This window comes from Ilumatobacter sp. (assembly GCF_965215205.1).
GTDB lineage: Bacteria > Actinomycetota > Acidimicrobiia > Acidimicrobiales > Ilumatobacteraceae > Ilumatobacter_A.
In genome coordinates this window covers 2,485,701-2,500,428 of record NZ_OZ244049.1, presented here as the reverse complement: position 1 = coordinate 2,500,428, position 14,728 = coordinate 2,485,701, and the positions used below count along the sequence as shown (strand labels likewise).

The window sequence follows — 14,728 nt, the reverse complement described above, 5'->3', positions numbered from 1 at the left end:
CACGATCGCCCACCCGGACCCGGAACCCGCTCATGGACCTCGACACGACGACCGACGACACCGCACCGAGCGACGACGGGCCCGGATCCCGGCTCGAGTCGTGGACGGCGGACGCACGCGTCACCGCCGACCACCTCCGCACCGTCGCTCGGCGCCGCTACTTCGAGCTGCGCGAGAAGGTCGTCGGCCCGACCCCGCACCCGCACACGGCGCAGGGGCCGCTGCCGGCGTACGGCGAGACGATCGAGGTCGACGGGATCACGATGCGCATCGACGAGCGGATGTCGGAGTTCAACATCCGCAAGCTGATGGCCGGTCGGCACACGATCCACGAGCGCGCCCTCGTCGTCGATCGCCTGCGCCCCGACGACGTCGTGATGGAGCTGGGGAGCGGGATCGGGATGGTCTCGACCGCGTGCGCGATGGCGATCGGGTCGGCGGCCGTCCACGCCTACGAGGCGAACCCCGAGCTCGAGTCGCTGATCCGCGACAACTACGAGCTCAACGGGGTCTCACCGACGTTGAACATGGTCATGCTCGGCGAGCGCCGTGGCACGCGCACGTTCCACCTCGCCGAGCGCTTCTCGCACTCGTCCGCGCAGCTCGCCGGCGACACGACGCGGCCCGTCGAGGTGCCGGTCGAGCCGGCCGACGAGCACCTCGCCGCGACCGGCGCCACGGTGCTCGTCGTCGACATCCAGGGCGGTGAGGTCGAGTTCTTCGACTTCGCCGACCTGAGCCGGGTGCGGCTGGTGCTCGTCGAGCTCCACCCGTTCATCATCGGCCTCACGGGGGTGCGCTCCGTTCGCCGGAGGCTGCGCGAGCTCGGGTTCGACGTCGTCGCCCGCGAGGCGTCGTGCTACCTGCTCGAGCGAACCGCCGCCACCTAGACCTGCCGGATGGCACGCCTCGTCATCACGAACCGCGGCGACGTCTTCGATCGGGTCGTCGACCGCTGGCGTGCCAGCGGCCTCGAGTGGACGCGGATCCCCGGAACGCTGTTCGTCGCCGCCGCCCGCAAGCGTCGCATCGTCCACCGCAACACCTCCGTCGCCGACGAGCGGTCGTGGGTCGTCGGGACCGGCACCTACGCGACGTGGGACGGACGGTGGGAGGACGCCGCGCTCGACGTGGTCGCCTCGCGGTTCGACCGCGATGACCCGTCTCGGGTGCGCGACGAGGTGTTGGGCCACTACGCCCTCGCGGTGCGGCGCGACGACCGGGTGGCGGTGATGTGCGACGAGGTCTGCAGCGCCGAGCTGTTCCTCACCGAGCGCGACGGCGACTTCGTCGTCGCGACGGCGCTCGGTGACGTGTCCGTCGTCGACTGGATCGACGAGCCGATCGATGTCGACGGCGCGCTGCTCGCCGCGTTCCACGGTCACCGGGGGATCGCCGGTCGCAGCGCGGTCCACGGCGTCGCCGCGATCCGGGGACATCAGTTCGTCGACCTGCGCGAGACGCCGGCGGGGTGGACGTCGCGCCTCGTCGACGGCCCACCGGTGGCGCTGCGCCCGGCACCGTCGAGCGAGGCGGCGGCGGTCGAGGAGTACACCGCAGCGACCGAGCGCCTCGTCGCGGCCCTCGCGACCGGGCCGGACTACGGGGTCAACGTCACCGGAGGGCTCGATTCGCGGCTGGTGGCCGCCGCCGCGCACCGCTTCGGCAGCCCCTCGCGCTTGCTGTACGGCGCGGGGAACAGCGCGATGACCAACACCCGGCGCCAGGACCTCACCGCGGCGCGATCGCTGTCGGCGCACCTCGACGTGCCGCTCACGATCCTGGACTGGCGCCAGGATCGGCCGTGGACGGCGGTCGAGCGCGCCGCGCTGCGCGACCGGTTCGGGTTCTCGCTGCCCTACGGAGCGACGGCCGGGGTGATGGCGGAGATGGCCGCGGCGGGGCCCGCCGCCACGATCCCTCCGCTGCAGCTCGGCGGGTACAGCCCGGGGTTCACCAACAAGAAGGTCTGGGAGTGGACCGAGGCGGTGGATGCCGTCGAGTTCGCGCGCCGCTGGGCCGCGCCGTACCTCGGTGTGCTCCGATCGGCGACCGACCGACACCGGTACCTCGAGCGGATGGCGGGAGACCTGGAGTCGCTCGCCGACCAGCTCGGCGTGGCGCGCCACGACGGGCGCTTCGGCGTGGCGGATGCGATGGTCGTGTTCGGGTTCGCCTACGTGAGCAAGGACGCGTTCAACACCGTCGCGTTCAACGAGTGGGCGTTCGCGCTCGCTCCGCACATGACGAGCGACCTGCTGCTGCGGGTGCTGTCGGTGCCGCCCGAGTGGAGGCGCGGGGACCGGTTCCAGCTCGCTCTGATCCGGGCCCTCGACCCCGAGGTGCTGTCGATCCCGGTCTTCTCCGGGACGAGGCCGTTCCGAGCCGCCGACGATGGCGGGCTGGTGGCCGTCGACCCGCGCCGCGACTGGACGGTGCACGAGCGCGCGACGGAGAAGGTCCGCGACCTCGCTCGTTCGGGAGCGCTGCGGACGCGCCGTTTCCGCCGGACCCTGCTCGACGACCTGCGCCCGCTCGTGGGTGACGCGATCGACCCGGAGCGGCTCGTCGACCAGGACCTGCGCGCCGTCTTCCGGTTCGTCGTCGCCCGCGAGGTGATCTGATCCGTCGGTCCCGCGCCGACCCGATCGGGCTCTCCACCGGTGGATCCCCGGCGGCCGATGAGATCCGGTGGGCCGCTCCGTCTGCACGGGTGACCATCCCGAACCACGAGAGGAACCGAACGATGTCCGTCCACCCGTACCTGGTGCTCACCGGCACCACCCGCGAGGCCATGACCCGCTACCACGAGATCCTCGGAGGCGAGCTGAACATCCTCGGCTTCGACGACCTCCCCGCCGACGAGGAGGCCCCGCCCTTCGACGTGCCCGACGGCGCCGTCATGCACGCGGCGCTGATGTTCGGCGACGGCGATCTGATCATGGCGTCCGACGACCCGACCGGCGACGGCGGTCGCATGTCCGGCTTCGCCGTGAACCTGACGCTCACCGACCAGGACGAGGCCCGGCGGGTCTTCGCCGAGCTCGCCGATGGCGGCGAGGTCCAGATGCCGCTCGAGCCGACCTTCTGGGCGCCGCTGTTCGGGTCGTGCTGGGACCGCTTCGGCGTCTCGTGGATGGTCAACGTCGAGCCCGCCGCCGAGGAGGCGTCGTGACGGACGCGTCGCCCCCGACCGTCCCCGACCTCCGCTCCGACGCCGGGGCCGCTGCGGCGTCCTGCACGTCGGTCCAGGTGGTGCGCATCGACGTCGCCGCGTCGCGACCCGCCGCCGACGACTCCGACTGACACGGCGCCGATGGACCTCGACGCGGTGGACGAGCTGTGCCGGGCGGCGTTGGCCGCCCGGCGACTCGGGTGCCGAGTCGCCCTCGTCGACCCCGACCCGGCACTGCTGGACCTGCTCCGACTGACCGGCGCCGCCGACGTGTTCGACATCGGCCCGGATCGCGACCCACCCGACCCGGCACCGACCCTCGACCCGCCCCACCCGGCACCGACCCTCGACGCTGCGAACAGGAACCTACGATGACGACCGTGCCCGCAACCACCTCGGTCGCCGACGAGCTCGAGACCCACCGCCGCGGTCTCACCGGGTACTGCTACCGGATGCTGGGCTCCGGCTCGGAGGCCGAGGACGCGGTGCAGGAGACCTTCATCCGCGCCTGGCAGGCGGCCGACCGCTTCGAGGGACGGGCCAGCATCAAGAACTGGCTGTACCGGATCGCCCACAACGTGTGCATCGACATGCACCGCAGCCCCCAGCGCCGGGCGATGTCGGTCGACCTCGGACCGGCACGCACGCCCGACCCCGCCAACCTCGCCGACGTCCTCCCCGAGGACCGGTGGGTGTCACCGGTCGCCGACGACCGCGTCCTTGCCCCGGCCGCCGATCCGGCTGCGGTCGCCGAAGCGCGCGAGTCGGTTCGGCTCGCGTTCGTGACGTCGTTGCAGCGCCTCCCCGCCCGCCAGCGCGCCGCGCTCGTCCTGTGCGACGTGCTCGCGTGGCCGGCGGCCGAGACCGCTGAGCTGCTCGACACCACCGTCGCGTCGGTCAACAGCGCGCTGCAGCGGGCGCGGGCGACGTTGGCCGAGGCGCCGTCGCCGGCCGCGGGGCCGCGCCGGGAGCCGGACCCGGCGCTCCTCGCTCGCTACGTGGACGCCTTCGAGCGCTACGACATGGACGCGCTCACCGCCGTGCTCCACGACGACGTCATCCAGACGATGCCGCCCTACGCGATGTGGCTGAGCGGCGTGGACGACCTGCGCACGTTCTACCTCGGCCCCGGCGCCGGGTGCGCCGGGTCGCGCCTCGTGGCGGGTCGTGCCAACGGCTGCCCGGCGTTCGCCCAGTACAAGCCGGACCCCGCCGGCGGGTTCTCACCGTGGGCGTTGCAGGTCGTGGAGTTCCGCGACGACCGGGTCGCAGCGCTGCACTTCTTCCTCGACACCGCGGAGTGCTTCCCCCGCTTCGGCTTCCCGCTCCGGCTCGACTGAGGCGGATCCGGCGTCGGCGCGGACGATCGGGCCGGGCCGGGCCGTCGACGAACGAGCACGCGAGCCGCGAGGTCCGTCCTGCGCGAGGACCGTCCGACCCGGGATCGCAGCGGTCGTCGCGCGTACCGTCGGGGCCGGTGGGTCGCCGGCGCGATCCGTCGGCCGCCACGTGCCGATCGAGGAAGAGGTGCCCATGTCACGCCCAGCACTCGAGTCGTTGACCCGCAGCGTCGACGAGGTCAAGCAGGTCATCACCTCGCTCACGCCCGAGGAGTGGGCGATGCGGAGCGGGTGCGACGGATGGACCGTGAAGGACCTCGTCGCGCACATGAGCTCGAACTACAAGGAGGTCGTCGAGCCGTCGGACCCACCGGCCGAGCCCGTCGACCTCCCGGCCGAGCGGATGATGGACCTGCTCGTCGCGCCTCGCACCGACTGGACGAACGAGCAGGTCCGCGACGAGTACCTCGAGTACTGCGACGGTGCGCTCGCCGCGATGGGCGCGCTGCAGGAGGAGCCGGCGGCGTCGACCGTCATCGCGCTCGCCGACCTCGGTTCGTACCCGATGAACCAGCTGGCGGACGCGTACGCGTTCGATCACTACTGCCACCTCCGGATCGACCTGCTCGCGCCGGACGGTCCGATCCGCCGCGAGCTCCCGCCGACGGACGACGACCAGCTCGGACCCGCGGTCGGGTGGATGCTCACGGGGCTGCCGCAGATGCAGCCCGGGCTCGTGGATCAGCTCAGCGGCCGTCTGCGACTCGAGCTCACCGGCCCGGGAGGCGGCGCCTGGGATCTGGTGCGCGGCGGTGACGACATCGTGGTCGAGGCGCCGGACGGCGACGCTGACGCGACCGTGACGTCGAGCGCGCACGACTTCGTCCTGTGGGGCACCGTCCGCACCCCCTGGCGCGAGTCGTGCACCGTGACCGGCGACGAGGCGATGGCGGCGACCTTCCTCGACGCGCTCAACATCGTGTGACGGCACGGGCCAGACGGGTCTTCTGGACGGCGAGACGGCCTCGCTCGCTACCCTCCGACGACGGCGGAGCCGAACCGGCGAGGCGTGGCCTCGACCGCCGATCCCTCGACGTCGTGTCAGCCGGACGGCGACGGGTGCCGGGCCCGCGTGTCGTCGCAGGCGTCGATCGCCCGCACGTACGGGTAGGGGTTGATCGCCGCGCCGCCACCGGGGTGGATCTCGAAGTGCAGGTGCGGGGTGGCGCTGCTGCCGGTGTCGCCGACGTAGCCGATCACGTCGCCGGTCTCGACCTCCGAGCCCAGCGTGACGCCCGGCGCGAACGCCGACAGGTGCAGGTACACGAAGTAGGTGCCGTCATCGGCCGTCAGGATGAGGCCGTTGCCGGACAGCTGGTGGACGCCGTCGAGGTACTGGGTGGTGATCGTGCCGTCGGAGACGGCGTAGAGCAGGTTGCCGGTCGCCGCGATGAAGTCGATCCCCTCGTGGACGCGCCCGTCCGATCGGGGCGCGTGCCAGGTGTCGCCGTACGCGCAGGTCCCCTGCACGGGGAACCGCTCGAGGTGGGTCCACGTCGGAGCGTTCGTCGACCGTGACGACGCCCGCTGATCGCGGTCCGGCGATCCCGTCGCGGCGGCGGGGTCGAGCAGCCGGGCGGCGCGCTCGGACATCTCCCCGGTCTCCGACATCCCGTTCACGCGCTGGAACGCCTTCAGCGCCCGTCGCGTCGCCGGCCCGAACACCCCGTCGGCGCCTCCGTGGATGACGAGGCCGGTGGCGAGAAGGGCGTGCTGCACGTCGACCACCAGTCGACCCCGTGACCCCGGTGCCAGCTCGGCGTACGGGGATCGCGACGTCGAGCTCGTGTCGTTCGACGAGAGCCCGAGGCGACGGACCGTCGTCGCATCGAGCGAGCCGGTCCGTGGCAGGGCGTTCCACGTCTGGAAGCTCTCGATCGCGCTCGTCGTCGCCGGACCGAACACCCCGTCGGCGCCGCCGGGCAGGTAGGCGCCGCCCTCGATCAAGGCCTGTTGCAGCTGCACCACCCGCGGACCGATCGAGCCCTCCGCGAGGTCGTCGGCTGCGAACTGCGATGTGCGTGGCGTGGCGGGGGCCGCGACGGTCGGCGCCGCCTGCGTCGTCGCGACGATCGCAACGGCAGCGAGGACGACGGCCGCCCGCCGTCGGACGGATGCACGAAGGGGAGACCGGCCGATCGTCCGGCTCACGGGTGTGGTCGTCGGTGTCGTTCTCATGGGTCGTCTCCGCCATCGTGACCATCGGCTCGAGCTGCTCGGGCCGCTCGACCTAAAGTAGAGCTTGAGACCGGGTGGGTCAAGGACCGACGGGCTGCTCGATCGAGGCCGAGCGCCGCTGCACGGTCACGGGCTGTGGACGGTACCGTCGCGACGAGCCACGACCAGCACGGTCGCCGGTGTCGACGATGGCCGTGCCGTCGCCTGCTTCGTGCGACATCCGTGCGACGAGGTACTGGAGACGCCGGTCACGAGCGGTCGAGCGATGGCACGGTCGAGCGGGCGAGAGAAGCGGTCTGACCAGTGGTTCGCTCGTTCGGAGCGTGGAGCGGACGACGGGAATCGAACCCGCATCATCAGCTTGGAAGGCTGAGGTTCTAGCCGTTGAACTACGTCCGCCAGTTGGGGCGAGGCTAGCGGGGCCCGGGCTCGGACCGACCCGGATCAGCTGAGCAGCGACCGCAGCGTGGTCGTCCAGATCGCCGTGACCTCGTCGTCGGAGTGACCGAGGTGGCGACGGGTCATGTCGTAGCCGTCGAAACCCATCAGCACCACGATCGAGCACGCCGTGGCCTCGGCGACGTCGTCGGTCATCTGGTCGAACTCGGGAGCGAAGTGGCTGCGCACCTGATCACGACGGAAGTCGCACACCAGCGACAGCGCCCGGTCGATCTCGGGGATCGTGAGCGAGCGGGCCCGGGCGACGCGCCCCAGCGATCGGGTCCGCTGCACCGTCGCGAGCTGGTTGACGACGAAGCGGTCGATGCGCTCGTCGAGCGTCCCCTCCCCGGGGTCCTCCATCGCCAGCGACGGGGCGAAGTTGCGGAACGCCGTCTGGATCGCCGTCACGGCGAGATCGTCGAGGTCGTCGAAGTAGCGGAAGATCGACCGGTGCGACACCTCGGCGCGATCGGCGATCGCCGCCACCGTCGGGTTGAGATCGCCCTCGATGATCAGGTCGATCAACGCCGCGATGACCGCGTCGCGGTTGCGTCGGCGGCGCATCGTGCGCCCGTCGGACGTCTCCTCGACGCTCGGCGCGCCGGTCTCGTCGCCGGTCATCGCCGTCGCGACGTCTCCGCTCGTCACATCGTCCCCCGACACCGAATCCGCCATGGTGGTCCTTCCTCGCTGGCTCGTACGCTACCGACCCCCCACCACCACGCTCGCCAGCTCCACCCATTGACTCCACCACTGCCAGATGCCGACAGCTCGCTGGTCGAGCGGGTGCGCAAGCTCCTCGACAAGTCGGCGCGGACCGACAACCAGCACGAGGCCGACGTGTTCGCACGCAAGGCCGCCGAGCTCGTCGCCCGCCACCGCATCGACCCCGATCGCCTCACCGCTCGCCGATTCGGTGAGCTCGAGCTCATCGAGATCGAGGTCGGTCGTGGCGCCTACGTCCGCGGCCGCCTCGCCCTGCTGCACGACGTCGCCGACGCCCACGACGTGCGCACCGTGTTCCGCTCGACCCCGGTCGGCGCGGTCGCGATGCTCGCCGGCCACCGCGACGATCTCGACGTGGTCGAGGTCATGTACGCATCCCTCCACGCGCAGGTGGCCGGCCAGATGGCCGAGATCAAGCGCTCGACCGGTGCCGCGACCCAGCGCGACCGGCGGGCCTTCCTGTTCGGCTTCGCCGACCGGATCGGCGAGCTGCTGCGCGATGCGCGGACCACGATCGAGGACTCCGCGGCGGCGCCGCACGCGCGCCGGGGCCGCCACGGCGACGACGAGTCGCCGACGACCGTCGCGCTGCGCGAGCGGCGTGCGCGCGTCGACGAGTTCGCCGAGCGCGAGTGGGGGCGCGTGCGCGCCGCGTCTCGCCCGACCGCCGTCACCGCCGACGGCTACCGGCGCGGCAAGAGCGCAGCCGATCGGGCCGACGTCGGCCGACGCCGGCTGCGTGGGCACCGCGAGCTGGGGGCGGGGGAGTGACGGCGGTCGACGCCGACCGGGCGCAGGTCTACGCCGCCGAGCTCGCGGCCTTCGACGGGACCGACCTCGAGGAGGTCGTCGGCGTCGAATCCGTGGCGGCGGCGATCGGTGAGGTCGTCGCCTCGTCGTGGTGGCCGCGCCCGGCGGTCTCGGTCGCCGCCGCGCGCCGGGACGCTCGATCCTCGGTGACCCGGTGCACCGGGATCGTCGGAGACGCCAGCGAGATCCGCATCGCCGGTCCGCAAGCGACGCTGGCGACCGCCGCCCACGAGCTCGCCCACGCGCTCGCCGGGGTCGCGCACGGCCACGATGCCGTGTTCCGGCGCGCCCACCTCGACGTGATCGCGGCGATCACCGACCGGGATCGCGTCGACGGGCGAGGCGATCTCCACGTCGTCCAGCTCATGCACGCCTACGCGGCCGCCGAGCTCCCCGTCGCGACCCGTCGCTGGACCGAACCACCCACCACCGGCGGTCCGATCGCGCTCTGAGCGCGCGGACCGCTCGGAACCTCCGCGACGAGCGGGGCCCGATTGGCGTGTGTCGTACGACACGTCTAGCTTCGACCACCGGACCGGCGACGAGGCCGGCTGACGAGAGGACACACATGCTCCGACGCACCCCGTACATCTGCGCTCTCGGCGCCGCATCGCTCGCGCTCGGGATCGCCCCGCTCACGGCGTCGGCGAAGAAGGGCCCGACCTACGAGATCGACGCCGAGCAGGTGGCCGACGAGGTCGCCGAGGTCGAGGCCGCCACCGACGGCGACACGTTCTCCGGTGAGATCGCCGGTGCCGCCTACATCGCCCACGTCCCCGACGACTGGAACGGCGATCTGCTGATCTGGGCGCACGGGTACCGCGGCGAGGGCCCCGAGCTCACGGTCGACGCGCCGCCGCAGTACGAGTTCCTGTCCGAGGAGGGTTACGCGTGGGCGGCCTCGAGCTACCGGCGCAACAGCTACGACCCGGGGATCGGCGTGCTCGACACGAAGAACCTCACCAGGTTCATGGAGCGCACCCTGCGCAGCGAGGGCGAGCTCGACGAGACCTACCTCGCGGGGGTGTCGATGGGTGGCCACGTCACGGCGGCCGCGATCGAGAAGTACCCGAACCTGTGGGACGGCGCCCTGCCGGCCTGCGGCGTGCTCGGCGACGTCGAGCTGTTCGACTACTTCCTCGACTACAACGTCGGCTCCGCGGCGATCGCAGGCCTCGCCCCCGACTACGAGTACCCCGACGAGGACTGGCTGGCGACCACCGTGCCCGAGATCAAGGCCGAGCTGTCGACCGTCCCGGGTGGGGCGTGGGCGGGTGGGTTCCCGCAGATCCTCGGCGCTCCGTCCCCGCTGACGGCCGACGGTCAGGAGTTCAAGGACTTCGTCGAGGAGGGGTCCGGAGGCGACCGCGTGACCTACGACGTCGCCTGGAACTTCTGGCACGGCCTCGCCAGCCCGACCGGTGACTTCTTCTTCGCCCTCGGCGAGGGTGACGGCACGATCGCCAACCGTCCCGGGATCGCGTCGCAGAACACCGACACCAGCTACGCCGCCGAGTACGGCTTCGCGATCGACGACGTCGTCAAGCGGATCGACGGCTCGAACCGCATCCGCAAGTCCAACGGTCTGAAGCCGGCGCCGATCATCGACGGCACCCCGTCGGTCCCGGTGCTCGTGATCCACACGACGGGCGACCTGTTCGTGCCGATCGAGATGGCGCAGATCTACACCCGGGAGGTGCGCGACAACGGTCTCGAGGACCTGCTCGTCACCCGGGCGATCCGCGACATCGGGCACTGCTCGTTCACCGGTGAGGAGTGGATCGAGTCGTACACCGACCTGTTCACCTGGGTCGAGACCGGTGAGCGCCCCGACGGGGAGGACCTGATCGGTGACATCTCGTCGCCGACGCTCGGGTGCGACTTCACCACCGGCACGGGCGGGAGCGGCTTGCGCCGGTTCCTGGAGCCCTGCCCCACGCCCTGATCGACACCGACTCGAGCGCCCGCGACATCGCACGACGTGCGATGTCGCGAGCGTTCGCCCGCTCCCCATCCCATGACGTCGTCGCCGGTAGGTTGAGCGCGCACGGGGTGTAGCGCAGCTTGGTTAGCGCGCCTGCTTTGGGAGCAGGAGGCCGGGAGTTCGAATCTCCCCACCCCGACCACGTTGAGTTGGTGTTTTCCAGCTCGGCGACCGGGTTGACACGCTGTTGCATCACCGATGTATCAGTCCGGGGGCGGCTGAGCATCGAGGAGAGCGCCGATGGCGTGGAAGGCAACCGGTCGACCGACGGTCCGCAAGCAGCGCGGGAAGTACGTCGTGCGCGTCGGCGGGATCGACACCGTCACGGGCAAGCACAAACCAAAACGGCTCGGCACGTTCCAGTCCCAGCGGTCGGCGAACGCGGCCGCTCGGCAGATGCGCGCCGAGGACGTGGCCGTCGCGACGGGGACGGTGAGCTGGCTCGTGCGGCGCTACGTCGCCGGCCGGACCGGCATCACCCCGAAGGCGCAAGAGCAGTACGCCTGGGCGATCCCGCACATCGAGGCTGGACTCGGTGCGATCGAGCTGTCGATGCTCGACCGTGATGACGTAGCCGGTTGGATCGAGGCGCTGGCGAACGGCGGCAAGCTGTCTAGACGATCGGTCCAGATCTGCCGGACGGTTCTGCGCGCTGCGTTGACCGAGGCCGTCGACGAGGGATTGATCCCTCGAAGCCCAGCGGCTCGGGTCGGCTTGCCCCGGACGGTGGCGAAGCCGGTTCGTGAGAAGGAGACCGAGACGTGGACCGTCGACGAGGTCGAAGCGTTCCTCGAAGCGACGTCGTGGCATCGCTGGGCGATCGCCTTCAGGCTGAACGTTCTCTACGGACTGCGACGAAGTGAGCTGCTGGCGTTGAAGTGGGACGGCTTCGACGACGAGGCCGGCACGCTCCGCATCCACGAGAGCCTCGTCGCCGTCCGCTTCGGTGCGTCGTGGAGCAACGCAGAGAACGAGCGGTCACGCCGGACGATCCCGCTCGTCGACGAGACGCTGCGAGTAATGACCCGCCGTCGAGCCGAGCAGGCGGCTGAGCGGTTGGCTGCCGGGGCCGAGTGGGTGGACAACGATCTGATCATCGCCACCCGCCAGGGCGGTCTCGTGTTGCCGAGGTCGTATGACCGGGCGCTCGAACGATTCGTCCAGCGAGCCGGGCTACCGAGGCTGACCTCACACGGTCTGCGCCACACGGCGGCGACGCACATGGTCCAGCAGTCGAAGGACCTGGGCGAGCTTCGAGCCATCGCCGACATCCTCGGTCACAGCCCCGAGATGCTCATGAACACCTACGCGCATGCCCTCCCGACCAGTCAGCTGGCGGTGGTTGAGCGGATTGGTCGACGGTGACCTAGACGTGTCGGATTGGGGCATCCAGTCTGAGAGAGCGGTGCGTCGAGTGGCGGCCAGCCTTGGCGTTCCTGACTTCGTGTTCGAGCCCGTACTCGTGGGGAAGGGCGGCGCGACCCGCGAAGTCAGCGACGGTTTGTTGATCGCCGGCGACCGAGGGTTGATCTTGCAGTCGAAGGCCCGTCAGCCGTCGGCCGAGGACTCTCCGGAGCGCGCGGCTCGTTGGGCTGCAAAGGAGATAGCAGCTGCGGAGCGACAGGTTTTTGGCACGCGCCGGACCCTGGCTTCAAATGGCGATGTTGTGGTGAGGTCGATGCGCGGCCACGAGAAGTCCCTGGCTGGAAGAGGGAGCGAGTGGCCTGGGGTGATCATCGTCGACATGCCCGTGATGCCGGAGATGTTCTGGCCAGAGTCCGAGGACAGCAACACTCTGGTGATCTCTCGCCGAGACTGGGAGGCATTGCACTCCATGCTGCTATCGACGTCGGCAGTCATCAGCTACGTCGAGCGGGTGCTTGGTTCCAATACCCACGTCACCCTGGACAACGAGTCCGAGCGCTACTTCCGGTTCGCAGACGCCGATTCGGGAGCGCCTGGGTCGAAGACCAGCCTTCCGATGTTGCCCGGTGAGCCGCTCCGTGATCGCGACCTGATTCACGCGCTCGTTGTTGACGAGCGGATCGAAGTAATCGGCGGTCAAGCGCCAGGCGAGGGCCCTTGGAGCGACCCGGACGATCAGCGCCTAGCCATCGAGGTGCTGGATGCGCTCCCGCCGCTGCACCGCGTAGAGTTTGGTGCGAAGTTGATCGATGTCGCGTCGAAGTCACTAGAGTCCGGGTTGAGGAAGAGCGGCATGATGAGGGTCGAGCCGGGTGTTGGCTCGATCGTGTTCCTCACCGATCAGGCAACGAACTATGACGATGCGGAGTCGGACGTGGCGGCGTGGCTGGCAGCGCTCACCGCGGTTCGTCACGACGAACTGGCGCTTCATTTTGCAGTCCCGGGGCCGACACTGGGAATCGCGAGAGTCCAGGCCGAGGATGGAAGTGTTCTCCAGAGCAGCGTGCTCGTCACGGGCCATCGCAGCACAGTTCCCTCGGAGATTCGCTGGGCGATTCTCTGCGAGCATGGGATGTTCGATCGGGAACGTGGACGGATGGTGTCGCCGACGTCGGTCGGCCGCAACGAACCATGCCCCTGTGGATCGGGTGAGAAGTTCAAGCGCTGCCACCTTGATGTCGCCAACCGGGCGCGCTGACGCCGCCGAGAGGCTCAGCTGCGCCCACCCGCGTCTCCGTCGAATACCGACTGTTGTGGTCTCAACCGCCTGAAGGTAGACCGAGCAGCTGCGGGAGTGGGAGTTCGGGGTTCGTGGAGTTGACCCGTTCTGATGGACACGGGGTCCCGGCTGATCAGCCGGTCTGGGCGTGAGCGTAGACCTCGGCGGGGGCGCGGTGGCCGAGGGCTTGTTGTGTCGGGTGCGGTTGTAGAACGTCTCGATGTAGTCGAACAGGATCGTGCGTACCTCGGATCGGGTGCGCTCACCGAAAGGTCCCCAGATGTGGCGGATCTCGGTCTTCATCGTCGCCCAGTAGCCCTCGATGGCGGAGTTGTCGTAGCAGTCACCGACCGATCCGTAGCTGCCGATAAGGCCCCAGTCGTGGCGTCGGTTGGTGAACTTGAGCGACGTGTAGTGGAATCCGCCGTGGGTCCCGTGGTCGGCGTGGTGAACGAGATCGCGGCCGGTGTTGTGGCGTCCGAGCGCCATCACCAACGCAGCGATGACGAGGTCGGTGGTCTGGCGTTCGTCCATCGACCAGCCGACGAGGGTGTGGTCGTGGAGGTCACGGATCCCGGCGAGATAGAGCTTTCCGTCCCAGCACGTGAACTCCGAGACGTCCGCAACCCATCGAGTGTCGGGCCGCTCCGCGGTGAAGTCGCGTTGCAACAGATCGGGGGCCGGCACGATCTTGGGGTGCCGGCCGCGCCGAAACTTTTGGCGTGCGTGCGCTCCGACCAGGTGGTTGTCGGCCATCAGCCGAGCCACGCGGTTGTGGCCGACACGATGGCCTCGTCGCCGCAACTGGCCCGTGACCCGGGGCGCCCCATACGTGCGTCGCGATTGTTCGTGGTTCTCGCGAATCTCGATCAGTAACTCGGCGTTGGCTCGCTGGCGGGCGCACGGTGTTCGGGTGCGCCACGCGTAGTAGCTCGACCTCGCGACACCAGCGATGCGGCACAGGTCGACGGTGCGGTGGCCGGCTTGGTGATCGTCGACGAACCGGAAGCCGGTCACCTGTTCGTCTCCTCGCGAAAGGCGCTGCAGCCTTGCGCAGGATCTCCATGTCAGTCGCGAGCTGCACGTTCTCCTTGCGGAGCCGCTTCAGCTCGGCGCGTTCGGACTCAGACAATGCGTCGGGGTCGGCATCACGCTCGGACTGTCTCGATCGGCTCTCACCCAATTCCACAAGGTGCCCTCCGCGATCGACAGAGATCTCGCGACCTCCGCGATTGGTCGGCCTGATGACTTCACGAGCGCCAACGCTTCGCATCGGAACTCTGCTGGATACTTCGCTGGACGACCCATCCGGGCCTCCTTCCTCTGAGGGGTCATCCCCAGAATCAAGTGTCCACTTCGAATCGGCGGGT

General features: G+C 70.1%; 15 protein-coding genes, 2 tRNA genes and 1 pseudogene. 13 read left to right on the top strand and 5 right to left on the bottom strand.

What is annotated here, in order from left to right:
• Positions 1-32 precede the first annotated feature (32 nt).
• The 7 genes from ACOOHC_RS11780 (at position 33) to ACOOHC_RS11750 (ending at position 5,500) form a co-directional block, all read left to right on the top strand.
• The gene (locus ACOOHC_RS11780; RefSeq protein WP_420450598.1) at positions 33-890 is read left to right on the top strand and encodes an FkbM family methyltransferase; all 858 of its coding nucleotides are present in this window, start codon (positions 33-35) and stop codon (positions 888-890) included.
• A gap of 9 nt (positions 891-899) precedes the next feature.
• Positions 900-2,624, top strand: coding sequence for a hypothetical protein (locus ACOOHC_RS11775; protein WP_420450597.1), 1,725 nt, complete (start codon positions 900-902; stop codon positions 2,622-2,624).
• Between the two features lie 122 nt (positions 2,625-2,746).
• Positions 2,747-3,175 carry a VOC family protein gene (locus ACOOHC_RS11770; RefSeq protein ID WP_420450596.1) on the top strand — a complete coding sequence of 143 codons (429 nt, stop codon included), beginning with the start codon at positions 2,747-2,749 and terminating at the stop codon, positions 3,173-3,175.
• Positions 3,172-3,306, top strand: a complete 135-nt coding sequence (locus ACOOHC_RS11765; RefSeq protein ID WP_420450595.1) for a hypothetical protein — start codon at positions 3,172-3,174, stop codon at positions 3,304-3,306. Before ACOOHC_RS11770 ends, ACOOHC_RS11765 begins: the two co-directional genes overlap by 4 nt.
• A 10-nt stretch (positions 3,307-3,316) precedes the next feature.
• Positions 3,317-3,550 (top strand): hypothetical protein, encoded by a 234-nt coding sequence (locus tag ACOOHC_RS11760; protein ID WP_420450594.1) that lies wholly within the window; start codon positions 3,317-3,319, stop codon positions 3,548-3,550.
• Positions 3,547-4,515, top strand: coding sequence for a sigma-70 family RNA polymerase sigma factor (locus tag ACOOHC_RS11755; RefSeq protein WP_420450593.1), 969 nt, complete (start codon positions 3,547-3,549; stop codon positions 4,513-4,515). The genes ACOOHC_RS11760 and ACOOHC_RS11755 overlap by 4 nt, the downstream gene beginning before the upstream one ends.
• Positions 4,516-4,708: 193 nt before the next feature.
• Positions 4,709-5,500: a maleylpyruvate isomerase N-terminal domain-containing protein gene (locus tag ACOOHC_RS11750; RefSeq protein ID WP_420450592.1), complete on the top strand. Its 792-nt coding sequence runs from the start codon at positions 4,709-4,711 to the stop codon at positions 5,498-5,500.
• Between the two features lie 116 nt (positions 5,501-5,616).
• Here ACOOHC_RS11750 and ACOOHC_RS11745 read toward each other — a convergent pair whose 3' ends face one another.
• The 3 genes from ACOOHC_RS11745 to ACOOHC_RS11735 form a co-directional block, all read right to left on the bottom strand.
• The gene (locus ACOOHC_RS11745) at positions 5,617-6,543 is read right to left on the bottom strand and encodes a peptidoglycan-binding protein (RefSeq protein WP_420450591.1); all 927 of its coding nucleotides are present in this window, start codon (positions 6,541-6,543) and stop codon (positions 5,617-5,619) included.
• Positions 6,544-7,077: 534 nt separating this feature from the next.
• A tRNA-Gly gene (locus ACOOHC_RS11740) sits at positions 7,078-7,152 on the bottom strand.
• 45 nt (positions 7,153-7,197) lie between these two features.
• Positions 7,198-7,869: a TetR/AcrR family transcriptional regulator gene (locus tag ACOOHC_RS11735; RefSeq protein ID WP_420450590.1), complete on the bottom strand. Its 672-nt coding sequence runs from the start codon at positions 7,867-7,869 to the stop codon at positions 7,198-7,200.
• A 111-nt stretch (positions 7,870-7,980) separates the two neighbouring features.
• Between ACOOHC_RS11735 and ACOOHC_RS11730 the strand changes: the two genes are divergently transcribed.
• The 6 genes from ACOOHC_RS11730 to ACOOHC_RS11705 all read left to right on the top strand — a co-directional run bounded on the left by ACOOHC_RS11730 (position 7,981) and on the right by ACOOHC_RS11705 (position 13,337).
• The gene (locus ACOOHC_RS11730; RefSeq protein ID WP_420450589.1) at positions 7,981-8,691 is read left to right on the top strand and encodes a DUF2786 domain-containing protein; all 711 of its coding nucleotides are present in this window, start codon (positions 7,981-7,983) and stop codon (positions 8,689-8,691) included.
• Positions 8,688-9,182: a hypothetical protein gene (locus ACOOHC_RS11725; protein ID WP_420450588.1), complete on the top strand. Its 495-nt coding sequence runs from the start codon at positions 8,688-8,690 to the stop codon at positions 9,180-9,182. Before ACOOHC_RS11730 ends, ACOOHC_RS11725 begins: the two co-directional genes overlap by 4 nt.
• 116 nt (positions 9,183-9,298) lie before the next feature.
• Positions 9,299-10,675 (top strand): hypothetical protein, encoded by a 1,377-nt coding sequence (locus ACOOHC_RS11720; RefSeq protein WP_420450587.1) that lies wholly within the window; start codon positions 9,299-9,301, stop codon positions 10,673-10,675.
• Between the two features lie 103 nt (positions 10,676-10,778).
• Positions 10,779-10,856, top strand: a tRNA-Pro gene (locus tag ACOOHC_RS11715).
• A 290-nt stretch (positions 10,857-11,146) separates the two neighbouring features.
• Positions 11,147-12,079, top strand: a complete 933-nt coding sequence (locus tag ACOOHC_RS11710; protein ID WP_420450586.1) for a tyrosine-type recombinase/integrase — start codon at positions 11,147-11,149, stop codon at positions 12,077-12,079.
• A gap of 7 nt (positions 12,080-12,086) precedes the next feature.
• Entirely contained in the window at positions 12,087-13,337 is a 1,251-nt protein-coding gene (locus tag ACOOHC_RS11705; RefSeq protein WP_420450585.1) for a YecA family protein, read from the top strand.
• 219 nt (positions 13,338-13,556) lie between these two features.
• Here ACOOHC_RS11705 and ACOOHC_RS11700 read toward each other — a convergent pair.
• Both ACOOHC_RS11700 and ACOOHC_RS11695 read right to left on the bottom strand, forming a co-directional pair.
• Positions 13,557-14,405, bottom strand: a pseudogene (locus ACOOHC_RS11700) (IS3 family transposase); the annotation flags it as partial.
• A gap of 57 nt (positions 14,406-14,462) precedes the next feature.
• On the bottom strand, positions 14,463-14,666 hold the full coding sequence (locus ACOOHC_RS11695; RefSeq protein WP_420450584.1) for a transposase: 204 nt from the start codon (positions 14,664-14,666) through the stop codon (positions 14,463-14,465).
• Positions 14,667-14,728 lie beyond the last annotated feature (62 nt).

What these genes read in the sequence shown, in the direction of transcription:
- ACOOHC_RS11780 (WP_420450598.1), top strand. Translation starts at nt 33, where the DNA reads ATGGACCTCGACACGACGACCGACGACACCGCACCGAGCGACGACGGG.
- ACOOHC_RS11775 (WP_420450597.1), top strand. Translation starts at nt 900, where the DNA reads ATGGCACGCCTCGTCATCACGAACCGCGGCGACGTCTTCGATCGGGTC.
- ACOOHC_RS11770 (WP_420450596.1), top strand. Translation starts at nt 2,747, where the DNA reads ATGTCCGTCCACCCGTACCTGGTGCTCACCGGCACCACCCGCGAGGCC.
- ACOOHC_RS11760 (WP_420450594.1), top strand. Translation starts at nt 3,317, where the DNA reads ATGGACCTCGACGCGGTGGACGAGCTGTGCCGGGCGGCGTTGGCCGCC.
- ACOOHC_RS11755 (WP_420450593.1), top strand. Translation starts at nt 3,547, where the DNA reads ATGACGACCGTGCCCGCAACCACCTCGGTCGCCGACGAGCTCGAGACC.
- ACOOHC_RS11750 (WP_420450592.1), top strand. Translation starts at nt 4,709, where the DNA reads ATGTCACGCCCAGCACTCGAGTCGTTGACCCGCAGCGTCGACGAGGTC.
- ACOOHC_RS11735 (WP_420450590.1), bottom strand. Translation starts at nt 7,869, where the DNA reads ATGGCGGATTCGGTGTCGGGGGACGATGTGACGAGCGGAGACGTCGCG.
- ACOOHC_RS11720 (WP_420450587.1), top strand. Translation starts at nt 9,299, where the DNA reads ATGCTCCGACGCACCCCGTACATCTGCGCTCTCGGCGCCGCATCGCTC.
- ACOOHC_RS11695 (WP_420450584.1), bottom strand. Translation starts at nt 14,666, where the DNA reads ATGGGTCGTCCAGCGAAGTATCCAGCAGAGTTCCGATGCGAAGCGTTG.